General features: G+C 69.7%; 13 protein-coding genes. 3 read left to right on the forward strand and 10 right to left on the reverse strand.

All coding sequences use genetic code 11. From position 1 onward, the window contains the following. Positions 1-56: 56 nt before the first annotated feature. The 10 genes from RM1_RS04680 to RM1_RS04725 form a co-directional block, all read right to left on the reverse strand. Complete coding sequence (locus tag RM1_RS04680; RefSeq protein ID WP_027499167.1) at positions 57-836, reverse strand: enoyl-CoA hydratase/isomerase family protein; 780 nt, start codon at positions 834-836, stop codon at positions 57-59. A gap of 9 nt (positions 837-845) precedes the next feature. Next, the gene (locus tag RM1_RS04685; protein WP_072750221.1) at positions 846-1658 is read right to left on the reverse strand and encodes an NUDIX hydrolase; all 813 of its coding nucleotides are present in this window, start codon (positions 1656-1658) and stop codon (positions 846-848) included. Between the two features lie 72 nt (positions 1659-1730). Beyond that, positions 1731-2561: an ABC transporter ATP-binding protein gene (locus RM1_RS04690; RefSeq protein ID WP_027499165.1), complete on the reverse strand. Its 831-nt coding sequence runs from the start codon at positions 2559-2561 to the stop codon at positions 1731-1733. Between the two features lie 71 nt (positions 2562-2632). After that, positions 2633-3295 (reverse strand): membrane protein YczE, encoded by a 663-nt coding sequence (gene yczE, locus RM1_RS04695; protein WP_083576533.1) that lies wholly within the window; start codon positions 3293-3295, stop codon positions 2633-2635. Between the two features lie 71 nt (positions 3296-3366). Beyond that, a complete protein-coding gene (locus tag RM1_RS04700) occupies positions 3367-3909 on the reverse strand; it encodes a hypothetical protein (protein WP_245816041.1) in 543 nt (180 codons plus the stop codon). Further along, the gene (locus RM1_RS04705; RefSeq protein ID WP_072750222.1) at positions 3906-4718 is read right to left on the reverse strand and encodes a MerR family transcriptional regulator; all 813 of its coding nucleotides are present in this window, start codon (positions 4716-4718) and stop codon (positions 3906-3908) included. The genes RM1_RS04700 and RM1_RS04705 overlap by 4 nt, the downstream gene beginning before the upstream one ends. A gap of 47 nt (positions 4719-4765) precedes the next feature. Beyond that, the gene (locus RM1_RS04710; RefSeq protein ID WP_072750223.1) at positions 4766-5518 is read right to left on the reverse strand and encodes an aminoacyl-tRNA hydrolase; all 753 of its coding nucleotides are present in this window, start codon (positions 5516-5518) and stop codon (positions 4766-4768) included. Next, positions 5518-6738, reverse strand: coding sequence for a phosphoserine phosphatase SerB (gene serB, locus RM1_RS04715; RefSeq protein WP_072750224.1), 1221 nt, complete (start codon positions 6736-6738; stop codon positions 5518-5520). Before serB ends, RM1_RS04710 begins: the two co-directional genes overlap by 1 nt. A 108-nt stretch (positions 6739-6846) precedes the next feature. After that, on the reverse strand, positions 6847-8580 hold the full coding sequence (gene ctaD / locus RM1_RS04720; RefSeq protein WP_072750225.1) for an aa3-type cytochrome oxidase subunit I: 1734 nt from the start codon (positions 8578-8580) through the stop codon (positions 6847-6849). A gap of 171 nt (positions 8581-8751) precedes the next feature. Beyond that, positions 8752-9588: a DUF427 domain-containing protein gene (locus RM1_RS04725; RefSeq protein WP_072750244.1), complete on the reverse strand. Its 837-nt coding sequence runs from the start codon at positions 9586-9588 to the stop codon at positions 8752-8754. Positions 9589-9691: 103 nt separating this feature from the next. Between RM1_RS04725 and RM1_RS04730 the strand changes: the two genes are divergently transcribed. Genes RM1_RS04730 through RM1_RS04740 form a run of 3 tightly spaced genes read left to right on the forward strand, consistent with a single transcriptional unit; the run spans position 9692 to position 12883 of the window. After that, positions 9692-10693 carry an ABC transporter substrate-binding protein gene (locus RM1_RS04730; protein WP_072750226.1) on the forward strand — a complete coding sequence of 334 codons (1002 nt, stop codon included), beginning with the start codon at positions 9692-9694 and terminating at the stop codon, positions 10691-10693. Positions 10694-10728: 35 nt separating this feature from the next. After that, positions 10729-11805, forward strand: coding sequence for an ABC transporter substrate-binding protein (locus tag RM1_RS04735; protein ID WP_072750227.1), 1077 nt, complete (start codon positions 10729-10731; stop codon positions 11803-11805). Then, a complete protein-coding gene (locus tag RM1_RS04740; protein WP_072750228.1) occupies positions 11789-12883 on the forward strand; it encodes an HtaA domain-containing protein in 1095 nt (364 codons plus the stop codon). Before RM1_RS04735 ends, RM1_RS04740 begins: the two co-directional genes overlap by 17 nt.

The following is a 12883-nucleotide window of genomic DNA, read 5'->3' on the forward strand; positions in this document are numbered from 1 at the left end:
CTACCGGGTAGTAAGGAGTGTGAACAGGTTCTAGTTTTGCGCGGAATGCCGGGCCGCTACTTGCCCGTGAACTGCGCCTTACCCGGGCCGTTCGCGACGAAGGACTCCATGCCGATCGTCCGGTCGTCGGTCGCGAAGAGCTGCGCGAACTGCTGCGCTTCGATCTTGAGCCCGGTGTTCAGGTCGGTGTCGAGGCCCTGATCGATGGACGCCTTGGCTGCGGCGATGGCGCGGCTCGCGGCGCCGACGAACTGCGAGGCCCACGCGCGGGCGGCGTTGTAGACCTCGTCGGGGGCGACCATCTCGTCGATCAGGCCGATCGCGAGGGCCTCCTCGGCACCGACGAACCGTCCGGTGAACACCAGGTCCTTGGCCTTGCTTGGGCCGATGAGGCGGGCCAGGCGCTGGGTGCCGCCGCCACCGGGGATCACGCCGAGCAGCACCTCGGGGACGCCGACCTTGGCGTTGTCGCCCGCGATCCGGCGATCAGCGCCGAGCGCGATCTCCAGGCCGCCACCGAGGGCGTAGCCGGTGATCGCGGCGACGGTCGGCTTCGGGATCTCGGAGATGCAACCGAGCGCCGACTGCAGGTCGCCCGCGACGGGGCTCATCTCGGCGAAGGACATCTCCGCCATCTCCTTGATGTCCGCGCCCGCCGCGAACACCTTCTCGCCGCCGTAGACGATGACGGCCTTGACGTCGGCGTTGACGGTGGCCTCGCGGGCCGCGGCCCGGAGCTCCTCCTGCAACTGACGGTTCAGCGCGTTCATCGGGGGGCGCGCGAGCCGGATGGTGCCGATGCCGTCGGATACCTCGAGAGTCACAAACTCAGCCATGAGCGAAGGCTACCTTTCGCCCCACGGGTGCGCCCCGGCGGCGTAGTACGGTTCCTGACCGGGGAATCGCACCTGCCACGAGCCGTCCTCCTCCTGGTACAGCGTCGGCAGGATCACCGGGATCTCCGGCTCGGCGGCGAGAACGTCTGCGACGGTGTCGTATTCGCCGATCGAGCTCAGCTGGCTCCAGGTCGGCGGGAGCAGCATGGTGCGGCCCTCGATCCAGTCCGTGACGGCCTGCGCCGGGGTCTGCCAGGTGACCTCGGCGGCCTCCGACGTCTCGCCGTCCGCGATCTGACCGGCGGGGGCCGCGGCCACGAAGAAGCGGGTGTCGTAGCGCCTGCCCTCACCGACCGGGGTGATCCAATTCGCCCACGGCCGAAGCAGATCCGCGCGCAGCACCAGGTTCTCGCGCGCGAGGAACTCGCTGAACGAGAGCTCCCGAGCCTCCAGCTGCTTGCGCGCCTGCGCGTACCCGGCGGTGTCCGCGACGACGGTGTCCGCGGTCGGCCCGGCCAGCAGGACGCCACACTCCTCGAAGGTCTCCCGCACCGCCGCGCAGACCAGCGCCTTCGCCCTGCCCTCGTCGACGCCGAACCGCTCGGCCCACCAGGAGACCGGCGGTCCGCTCCATGCCACGTCCGCATCGGCGTCCTGCGGGTCGACGCCGCCACCGGGGAACACGGTCATGCCACCCGCGAAGGCCATCCCGCCGACGCGCCGGAGCAGGAACACCTCGGGCCCGGACGCGGAGTCGCGAATCAGGATGACGGTGGAGGCGTCCTTCGGGGGAACTTCGGGGTGCGCATCAAAAGTGGCCATGTGTCGGACGTTACAACGCCGCCGCACCAGTTAGTTCGCGCGGCTCAAGAAAGGCCCGCCCAGGGCGGGGCCTCAGCGGCGATGCTGACCCGGCAGCCGGGTACGCCTGGCGAAGAATCGGCCGTCGACCTTGTCCAGGCTGATCGCCTGGCTGAACGCGTGGGTCAGGTTCTCCGCGGTGATCACGTCGTCGATCAGGCCCTGAGAGACGACCTCGCCCTCCTTGAGCAGCAGCGCGTGCGTGAAGCCGGGGGGGATCTCCTCGACGTGATGGGTGATGAGCACGGTCGCGGGCGCGTCCGGGTCGGCGGCCAGGTCCGAGAGACGCGCGACGAGCTCCTCGCGCCCGCCCAGGTCCAGGCCCGCCGCAGGCTCGTCGAGCAGCAGCAGCTCAGGATCGGTCATCAGGGCCCGCGCGATCAGCACCCGCTTGCGCTCCCCCTCCGACAGCGTGCCGTAGGTCCGGTTCGCCAGGTGCTCGGCGCCAAGGCTCTCGAGCATCTCCACCGCCCGGGTGGTGTCCATCTCCTCGTAGCGTTCGCGCCACCGGCCCAGCACGGCATAGCCGGCCGAGACCACCAGGTCGCGCACCACCTCGTCGGCGGGCACCCGGTGCGCGAGCGAGGAGGAGGACAGCCCGATCCTCGGGCGCAGCTCGGTGACGTCGACGCGGCCGAGGACCTCCCCGAGCAGGTGGGCCTTCCCCGACGTCGGGTGCACCTCGGCGGCCGCGATCCGCAGCAGCGAGGTCTTGCCCGCGCCGTTGGGCCCGAGCACAACCCACTTCTCGTCGAGCTCCACCTTCCACGTCACGGGGCCGACCAGGGTCACGCCGCCACGGCGGATGAGTACGTCGTCGAAATCGATGAGCAGATCGGGATCAAGTTCGGACACGACGCCCATCTTGACCTACCCGCTCCAGGCGCACGCGTCAGGACCGGGTTGCGTGTCGCCCGCCCCCGGCGCCGCGCTGGTCACCGGGCCGGGCACGCCTCGTGCGCGACCGCGGACACCGACATCGCCGGTGCCGCGTCGGCGACGCGCGGGTCGGGTCGGCCCCGGGACATCAGGCGCATCATCAGCTGGATCAGCGGGCCGATGCCGAGCGCGTAGACGACGGTGCCGACCCCGACGGTGCCGCCGAGCATCCAGCCGGTCGCCAGCACGGCGACCTCGATCCCGGTGCGGACCAACCGAACCGACAGCCCGGTGCGCGCGACGAGGCCGGTCATCAGTCCGTCCCTCGGCCCTGGGCCTAGCCCCGCACCGATGTAGAGCGCCGTCGCGAGGGCGTTGAGCACCACCGCGAACAGCATCACCGGAATCCGGGCTGCCATCGCATCCAGTTCGGGGAGCAGGGCCAGCGAGGTATCCACCGACACCGCGATCACCACGACGTTCGCGACCGTGCCGAAGCCGGGGCGCTGACGGATCGGGATCCACAGCAGCAGCACCGCGGCACCTGTCAGCGCGATGACGGTGCCGAAGCTCAGCGACGTCCGCTGGGCCACACCCTGGTGAAACACGTCCCAGGGGTCGAGCCCGAGCCCGGCGACCACCATCAGTGCCATCGAGAATCCGTAGAGCCACAGACCGACGAAGAGCGCGGAGAGACGGGCGGGCAGGCGGGTGAACATGGTGGCCAGTCTCCCGACAACTGGACCGGGAGAAAAGAGCCACTTCGGCGCCGGTGGACCGCATGGTCCAGTCAGGTCGTCAGGGCGCGCAGCCGCGCCAGCATCGCCTGCGGATCGTCCACATGCAGGCTCACGCCGGTGATCTCGGTCGGTTCGCCGCGGCGAAAGGTGATCGGGATGCCGCCTCGAAAGTCGATGTCGAGGACCGTGCCGTCCGGCCCCGGCAGATAGAGGCGGCCGTCGCGGAGTTCCTCGTCGGTGCGGTCGAACCGCCTGACGAGCCGCGCAGCACCGATCACGGCCAGATCGACGGTCGCCAGGACTGCCGACCCCGATCGGAGGACCAGTTCGTCCTCGGTGATCAGATGCGGGTGCACCACCCGCCCGGCGAGCCAACCGACGACCATGGCGAGTGAGACAACCGTGGCGATCAGCAGCGTCACGCGCAGCCACTGCCAAGGCACGAGGAGGTGGATCGCCACCGCCTCGATCAGCCCGGCGACCATGAAGGCGAACGGGAGCACGAAGGTGCCCTTGGTGTATCCGAACCCGGCCGCCTGACCGTGTCGATCGTCCACCTCACCGCGGATCCACATCCACACCGAGGCGATCACGCGGTGGCCTCATCCAATGACGACCCGAGCCGTGCGAGGACCCGCATGACGACCTCGCGCTGCGCCGGGTCGGGCACCAGCTCGGCGACGGTCATCATCGGACGCGTCATCGGCGCCGCGGACTCCGCGCCGTCACCCATCAAGCCGGTTCCGCCGTACTCGCGAACGATCACGGACACGAACCCCTCGGCGAGAGAGTCGATCTCCTGTTCCACCGGAGCTGGATCGACCCCGACCAGTGCCGCGAACCGCCGATACATGCTGACTATCGTCGCGCGCGAGCCCGGATCCGAGAGCACCCGTGTCGCGGCGTCGAACAGCGCGGAGGGTCCCGTGCCGGAAACGGCGAGCAGTTCCCAGGCGTCCCGCTCGCGTTCGAACTCACGGCGTGTTCTGGGATCGTCTTCCGCCGAGATCAATTCGGAGAAGGCCACGGCCAGTTCGGCGGGCAGTGGAGAGACCGGTCGACCGTCGCGGTGTGCGTCCAGCATCTCCTGCAACCGCCGCCGCTGGCCGCCGAGACGATCGAGTTCGGCATCGATACCGTCGATGAGCGCCCTCAGGTCATCGCCCAGGTCGTCCGTATCGCACTCTGCGCGAGCCGAATCCATGATCGTGGCGATCGAACCGAGCGGAACCCCCGCGGTGGCCAGCCACCGAATACGGAGCAGCCTGATCAGATCCGGCAACTCGTAGACGCGGTACCCGTTGGAGAGCCGTCTCGGCTCCTCGAGTACTCCCAGGCGGTGGTAGTGCCGGATTGTCCGCGGAGTGATTCCGGCCGTCTGCGCCAGGTCGCCGATTCGCATGGTTCCAGCATCAACCATGACGCTGCGTCATGGTCAAGCCTCGGTGTCTATCCGACCGGCGCGATCACCGTCATCGAGCCAGGCGCCACCTCGGTGTACCCGGCGTCGCGGACGGCGATCGCCCGCCCCTGCGTCACCAGTTCGCCGAGCGCCGCCCAGCGCGCCGGATCGGCGTCCCGCACGCTGCAGCGGTAGCCCTCGCGCGACCACGCCCAGGCCCGCTCGGGCTCCATCGCACCCGCCAACAGCATCGACGCGTGCCCGACCTGGGCCGCGGCCTTGCCGACGGTCATCTCCAGGGAACGGTTCACCCACAGCACAGGAAGGCCTGCCGCCGGTTCGCCCGGCTCGTCGTGCTCGAGGTCGGTACCGCCGATCTGGAGTTTGCGGACACGCTGATCGACCTCGCCGACCGGTCCCGGCACGATGGCCCTGGCCTGCGCCCCGTCGACCTCGACGGTGACGCCGTCCACGTGCTGTGCGGCGAGCCACTGCGATCCCCTGGCCCTGCGGGCGACCTTCCGGATCCGCGAGCCCGTCCAGTCGAGTAGGGCCTGCTGCCACGGGCCAGGCTCGCCCTCGTCGGTTGCGCCCGCCCGCTCGTCGAGGCACAGCGCCACCGTGGCCGCGGCCGCGGCCGCCAGCAACGCGCTGCGCGCGGGCGGGTGCACCTTGGTGATGTGCAGGACCACCGGCATCGCCAGCACCTGCGCGGGGTCTTCCGGGTCCGCACGGCCGCCGTAGCCGGCCGCGAGCACCGCATGCCGGTCGAGGAAGGCGGCTGGGAGGCGCTCATCCATCAGAGCGGCACCCGGCGCACCAGCCCGTCCTCGGCGTCGGCCGCCTCCACCTCGTGGCGGGTGACGCCGAGGATGAACAGCACCGCGTCGAGGAACGGGTGCGAGAGCGCCGCGTCCGCCACCTCCCGCAGTGCCGGCTTGGCGTTGAACGCGACCCCGAGACCCGCGGCGTTGAGCATGTCGATGTCGTTGGCGCCGTCCCCGACGGCGACGGTCTGCTCCATCGCGACGCCCGACTGGGCGGCGAACTTTCGCAGTGCGACGGCCTTCGCCGCCCGGTCGACGACATCGCCGATCACCCGGCCGGTCAGCTTGCCGTCGACGATCTCGAGGGTGTTCGCCTCGACGAAGTCCAGTTCCAGCTCGTGCGCGAGACCCTCGATCACCTGGCGGAAGCCGCCGGAGACCACGCCGCAGTGGAACCCGAGCCTGCGCAGGGTCCGGATGGTGGTGCGGGCACCGGGGGTCAGCTCGAGCGACTCGCCCACCTCGTCGATGACCGAGGCGTCCAGACCGGCAAGCACCGCGACCCGCTGGTGCAGCGACTCGGTGAAGTCGATCTCGCCGCGCATCGCGGCCTCGGTGACGGCGCGGACCTCCTCCTCCTTGCCCGCACGGGCGGCCAGCATCTCGATGACCTCGCCCTGCACCAGGGTGGAGTCCACGTCGAACACGATGAGCCGCTTCGCGCGGCGGGCCAGCCCGGCCCGCTCCACGGCGACGTCCACAGCCTCCCCGACGGCCACCTCGGCCAGCCCGGTGCGCAGGGCGGCATCGGCCTCGGCGCCGGTGTCGGGGGCGGTCACCATCAGCTCGAGCCCGGTCACCGGGTAGTCGGCGATGCCGCGGATGGAGTCGATGTTCGCGCCCTGCCGGGCGAGCTCACGGGCGATCGTGCTGAACGAGCGGGCGCTGACCGGGCTGCCGAGCACCACCACCGCGTGGGTGGACGGCGCGGGCCTGGCCGCGGCGAACGAGCCGGACTCCACGTCGACCTGCATGCCGACGGTGGCCATCGCCCCCTCGAGTTCCTCCTGGAGCGCCTCGGCGTCGTTGGGGTAGGACACCAGGACGCCGAGCGTCAGGCGCCCCCGGATGACCACCTGCTCCACGTCCAGCAGGCTGACGCGGTGCCGCGAGAGCGCCGCGAGCAGCACGGACGTGACGCCGGGGCGGTCAGGTCCGGTGACCGTGACCAACACCGTGGTGTCTGAACCCACCGAGAACTCCCTCCATCCCGCGGCGTAGACCGCGGATACGAACCCATTGTGCCAATCACAAGGCCCCGCCCGAAGCTCGGGCGGGGCCTTGTGAGTTGTTCATTGCGGCTAGTGCGCGTCCTCGAGGACCGCGGTCGCCTTGCTGCCGTGGCCGGGCCCGACGTGCGCCTCGGCACGCATCCGCTCGACCATGTGCGGGTAGTGCAGCTCGAACGCCGGACGCTCCGAACGGATCCGGGGCAGCTCGGTGAAGTTGTGCCGCGGCGGCGGGCAGGACGTCGCCCACTCCAGGGAGTTGCCGTAGCCCCACGGGTCGTCGACCGTGACGATCTCGCCGTAGCGGTAGCTCTTGAAGACGTTCCAGATGAACGGCAGCGTGGAGGCACCGAGGACGAACGCGCCGATCGTGGAGATCGTGTTCAGCGTGGTGAAGCCGTCGCTGGGCAGGTAGTCCGCGTAACGACGGGGCATGCCCTCGTTGCCCAGCCAGTGCTGCACGAGGAATGTGGTGTGGAAGCCGATGAAGGTCGTCCAGAAGTGCCACTTGGCGAGGCGCTCGTCGAGCAGGCGACCGGTCATCTTCGGGAACCAGAAGTAGATGCCCGCGTAGGTGGCGAACACGATGGTGCCGAAGAGCACGTAGTGGAAGTGCGCGACCACGAAGTACGAGTCCGTGACGTGGAAGTCGAGCGGCGGGCTGGCGAGCAGCACGCCGGACAGACCACCGAAGAGGAAGGTCACCAGGAAGCCGACGGAGAACAACATCGGCGACTCGAAGGTCACCTGACCCTTCCACATCGTGCCGATCCAGTTGAAGAACTTCACGCCGGTCGGGACCGCGATCAGGAACGTCATGAAGGAGAAGAACGGCAGCAGCACGGCGCCGGTGGCGTACATGTGGTGCGCCCACACCGCGATGGAGAGGGCGGCGATGCCGAGCGTGGCGTAGACCAGGCCGCTGTAGCCGAAGAGCGGCTTACGGCTGAACACCGGGAAGATCTCCGAGACGATGCCGAAGAACGGCAGCGCGATGATGTAGACCTCGGGGTGACCGAAGAACCAGAACAGGTGCTGCCAGAGCAGGACGCCGCCGTTGGCCGGGTCGAAGATGTGTGCACCGAAGTGCCGGTCCACGAACACACCCAGCAGCGCCGCGGTCAGCAGCGGGAAGGCCAGGAGGATCAGGACGCTCGTCACCAGGATGTTCCAGGTGAAGATCGGCATGCGGAACATGGTCATGCCGGGGGCGCGCAGACAGATCACCGTGGTGATCATGTTGACGCCACCGAGGATGGTGCCGAGACCACCGACCGCGAGGCCCAGGATCCACAGGTCCGCACCGACGCCGGGCGAATGCAGGGCGCTGGTCAGCGGGCTGTAGGCGGTCCAACCGAAGTCGGCGGCACCACCGGGGGTGATGAAGCCTGCGGTGGCGATGATCGCGCCGAACAGGTACAGCCAGTAGCTGAACGCGTTCAGGCGCGGGAACGCCACGTCGGGGGCGCCGATCTGCAGCGGCAGGATGTAGTTCGCGAAGCCGAACACGATCGGGGTCGCGTACAGCAGCAGCATGATGGTGCCGTGCATCGTGAAGAGCTGATTGAACTGCTCGTTCGACAGGAACTGCATGCCCGGAACCGCGAGTTCTGAACGCATCAGCAGGGCCATGAGGCCGCCGATGAGGAAGAACGCGAACGACGTCACCATGTACATGATCCCAAGAACCTTGGGGTCAGTGGTGGTGATCATCTTGTAGATGTACGAGCCCTTGGGTCCCAATCGCGCCGGGTAGGGCCTGGCGGCGTTTATCTCGGGGACTGGCTGGGGCGCTACGGCAGTCACTGATCCTCCTGAATGTGCCCTTGGTCGCTCCGCAGGCTCCGCTCAGGACGTCCGGCCCCGGGCTGCGAGGCGAACATCCTCTTGCTTGCGCTCTGACGAATCGTAGACCGTCCCTCCACGATCCGCGGAGCCGGTCCTACCCATCGTCGTACTTCGTGTCGCGTACAGCCGTCACGCAGGCTCCGACCAGGGCGTACGCGCCCCGACCATCGGTGCGCCGTCGACGGTCACGTCGAGTCGCTCCTGAAAGAAGGCGACCAGTCCGGCGATCTCGGGACAGTCCGGCAGCGGGTGTTCGTAGCTCCACGCGACATCGATTCCGCGCTCGCCCGCCGACTCGACGGTGAAGTACGACGCCTCCCCCTTGTACGCGCAGTACGTGCGGGTCTCGGTGGGCACCAGCGGAACGCGGACGTCCTCGCGCGGCAGATAGAAGCGCGTCACGGGCAGCAGGGTCTCGAACACCGCGGACGGCCGGTCCGACTCGGCGAGCAGAAGGCCCTCGAGCTCCACGCGAACCCTCCGAGAGCTTCGACGGACGTCGACCCGATGGAAGGGGTCGCGCGGATGACCGAGGATCTGCTCGTCCTCCTCCCACCAGTCGAAGGCCTCGAAATCCAGCAACACCAGCGTGGACAGCACCTCGTCCGCCGGCCGGAATGCGGCGGCCGGGTACACCGCGTCATCGGTGACGATGTCGAGCGCGGTTCCGTGGCAGGTGTGCGCGGCGAAGCCGACTCCGGGGCCGAGCGGCGGGCCGGCCTGCTCGTCCAGGAAGACCGGCATCTGCGCGCCGCCACCACCCGGGGCAGGCGACAGCGTGCCCTGCACGTCGCGGATCGGCACCGCGTAGACCGGGACCACCCGGCGGGGCTCCCACACCAGCACCGCATCGAGGGAGTCGGCCACCACCCGGTCACGGCTGCGGGCGCGGATCCGCTTGCCGGTGGGCACGTATCGAAGCTCGCCCAGCTCCTGCAACAACCTCTTGTGCATCGAGACGGCCATGCCCTCCATGGTGCCCCCACCCGACCGTCCTGGCGGGGCCATCACACAACAAGGACAGCCTTGCTAAGGTTTCGCTTACCTAACGATCTGACAGGAGTTCTCTGTGAACGCCCGCAAGAATCCGCTGCTCACGCTCGTCGCGGGAGCCGCAGCCGCACTCATCGGCCTGACCGGCTGTTCGACCGAGAACACCGAGTCGGCCCCCGAGCCTGCCGCCCAGGCCCAGTTCCCGCGCACGGTCGCGCACGCGCTGGGATCGACCGAGATCCCCACCGCACCGAAGCGGGTCGTCGCCCTCGACACCAGCTACTCCGACGCCGTCCTGCTCCTCGAGACCGACCTGGTCGGGTACGTCACCTATCGCACCGACACCCTGCCGGACTATCTCGGCGACGCACGCGGCGAGTTCGCGAAGGACGCCGTCGCGGTCGGCCCACTGGCAACGCCGAGCCTGGAGAAGATCGCCGAGCTGCAACCCGACCTGATCGTGTCCGCGAAGGTCCGGCACGGCGACATCTACGATCAGCTGTCCAAGATCGCGCCGACGGTGATGTCCGAGACCACCGGGCCGACATGGAAGGACAACATCCGCCTGCTCGGCAAGGCGCTTGGCAAGGAGGACCTCGCCGAGAAGAAGATCGGCGCCTACGAGGACCGGGCGGCGGCCGTCGGCCGCGAGATCAACGCCAAGGCGAACACCCCGACCGTCTCGGTGGTCCGCTTCGCGGGTGAGCCGACGGCGCGGATCTACCGGAGCACCTCGTTCAGCGGCATCGTGCTCGCCGACGCCGGGCTCGCCAGGCCCGCCAGCGCGGCTCCTGACCCGGCAAAGCCCTCCAGCATCGCCAACGACATCAGCCCGGAGCTGATCACCGAGGCCGAGGCCGACCTGATCCTGGTCTCGACCTACCACGCCCCCGACGGCAGCACCGCGGTGGCCGACCACGCCAAGCCGTTCCTCACCAACCCGCTCTGGGCGGGCCTGCGCGGCCGCAAGATCGACGTCGACGACACGGTCTGGATGGCCGCGGTCAGCGTCCAGGGCGCGGGCGGCATCCTCGACGACCTGGCCGCGGCCTACGAGGTCGACCCGCACCGCGGCTAGTCTCGACACCGCCCGACAGCTCAGGAGGACCCCACATGCGTAAGCCTCATCTCGTCCGCCGCGTCGTGCCCGCGGCCCTGCTCACGGCCTCGACCGTGTTGCTCGCCGCGTGCGGCGGGTCCGGCACCGACGACGCCGCCGACGGCATCGTGCGCAGCACCACCAGCGTCGCGGGCGCGGGCGTGCTCGGTAACGCCCGTGACACCGAGAACGTCTGCGGCCCAACTGCTCCCGTCGACCCGGCCGGCGTGACGGGCAGCACCCGAAAGGTGGTGCACGCGGCGGGCGAGACCGAGGTACCCGCGGATCCACAGCGGATCGTGGTGCTCGACACCGACAAGCTCGACACCGTCTGCGCGCTCGGCCTGCAGGACCGCCTGGTCGGCGCCGCGGTGACCGGGGCGGTCGGGTCCCAACCCGAGTATCTGGGGCCGACGATCGCGGGCGTCGAATCGGTCGGGACGGTGCAGGAACCGGACATCGAGAAGATCGCCACGCTCAAGCCGGACCTGATCCTGGGCTCGAAGTTCCGTACCCCGGAGCTCTACCAGCAGCTCAGCGCGGTCGCCCCCACCACGTTCACCGAGAAGGTCGGCACGACGTGGAAGGACAACCTGCTCCTCGACGGCACCGCGCTCGGCCGCGGCGCTGCCGCGCGTCAGGCCCTCGACGACTACCAGGGCGCCGCCACCGCGACGGGCAACACCCTCGACTCCTCCCAGACGCAGGCCTCCGTCGTCCGCTTCATGCCCGGTGCCATCCGGATCTACGGGCCGGACAGCTTCTCCGGCCAGGTCCTCGCCGACGCGGGCGTCCAGCGCCCGACGTTCCAGCGCCTCGAGGACGCCAAGGACAAGCGGTTCGCGGAGCTCAGCGAGGAACAGCTGAGCAACGCCGAAGGCGACGTCATCTACGTGAGCTTCTACGGCGACGAGGCCAGGGGGCAGGGGGTCGAGGTCATGAAAGGCGGCCTGTGGCAGGGCCTCGGCGCCGTCAAGGACAAGCGCGTGTTCGCCGTGGACGACGAGATCTGGATGACCGGCATCGGCGTCATCGCGGCCCGCGACATCCTCAGCGATCTGGAGGCCTCGCTCAATGGCTACGTCAACTAGGCGCCGCGGCGCCCTCGCCTCGCTGGCGGCCGCCCTGATCGGGTCGATTGCGTGGTCGGCCCCGGCCGCTGCCGCGCCCGCCGAACCCGGCGGCGCGGCCCGGATCGAGCTGTTCGCCGCCGACGGCAGCACCGCACTCGGCGACACCGCCGTGCACGAGGGTGACCGGATCGTGGTGCGCGGCACCGGGTTCGATCCGCAGGCCAACACCGGCGGTCTGCCGGTGCCGGTGCCGCCCGGCGTCCCGCACGGCACCTTCGTCGCGTTCGGTGCGTTCGCCCCGCAGTGGCGTCCGTCCGAGGACGCACCCGCGCAGGCCCGGGTCGGGCAGCAACGCTCGGCCACCGCGTGGGTGATGTCCGAGGACGCGCTGAACCGGGTTCCCGACGCGCCCTTCGACTTTCGTCGCACCATCCGGCAGCAGTGGGTCCCCCTCGCCGGCGACGGATCCTTCACCGCCACGCTCACGGTGAAGAAGCCGGCAACGGCCGCCCCGGACGCGGTCTACGGGGTGTACACCTACGCCGCCGCGGACGCCGTCAACGCCGCGGAGGAGCTGTCCGTCCCGGTGAACTTCGACCCGGCACCGGGACCGAACGCGCCGACGCCGCCCGCACAGGACCTGCTGTGGGCTCTCGCGCCCGGCTACACCGACCTGGTGCAGCGCGGCACCCAGGGTTCAGTCGTCGGCAGCGACGGCGGGACGGTACGCAAGGACGGCCGCCTCGCTTTCGAGCTCGAGTCCGCCGATGTCGATCCGACGACCGGCCTCGGCACCGTTCGCTATCGGGGCACCGTGGTCTCCTTCACCCGCTTCCACCTCGCGGAGATCGCGCTGGCCGATCCGTGGATCGAGTTCACACCGGAGGGCACGTTCCTGTCCGCGAAGACCTCCGAGGGCAACATGGTCGGCACCGACGCCATGAGCCGGATCCGGTTCGCGCAGTTGGACGCTCCGGGAAAGGCAGGCGTGTCCGAGTTCACCGACGTCCCCGCCCGGTTCGCGACGGCGCTGCAGCCGAGCATCCTGCTGCCGTACTCCGGCGCTCCCGCCGCCCCCGTCACCTTCAGGTACTGA

Source organism: Rhodococcus maanshanensis NBRC 100610, assembly GCF_001894865.1.
GTDB lineage: Bacteria > Actinomycetota > Actinomycetes > Mycobacteriales > Mycobacteriaceae > Rhodococcus_G > Rhodococcus_G maanshanensis.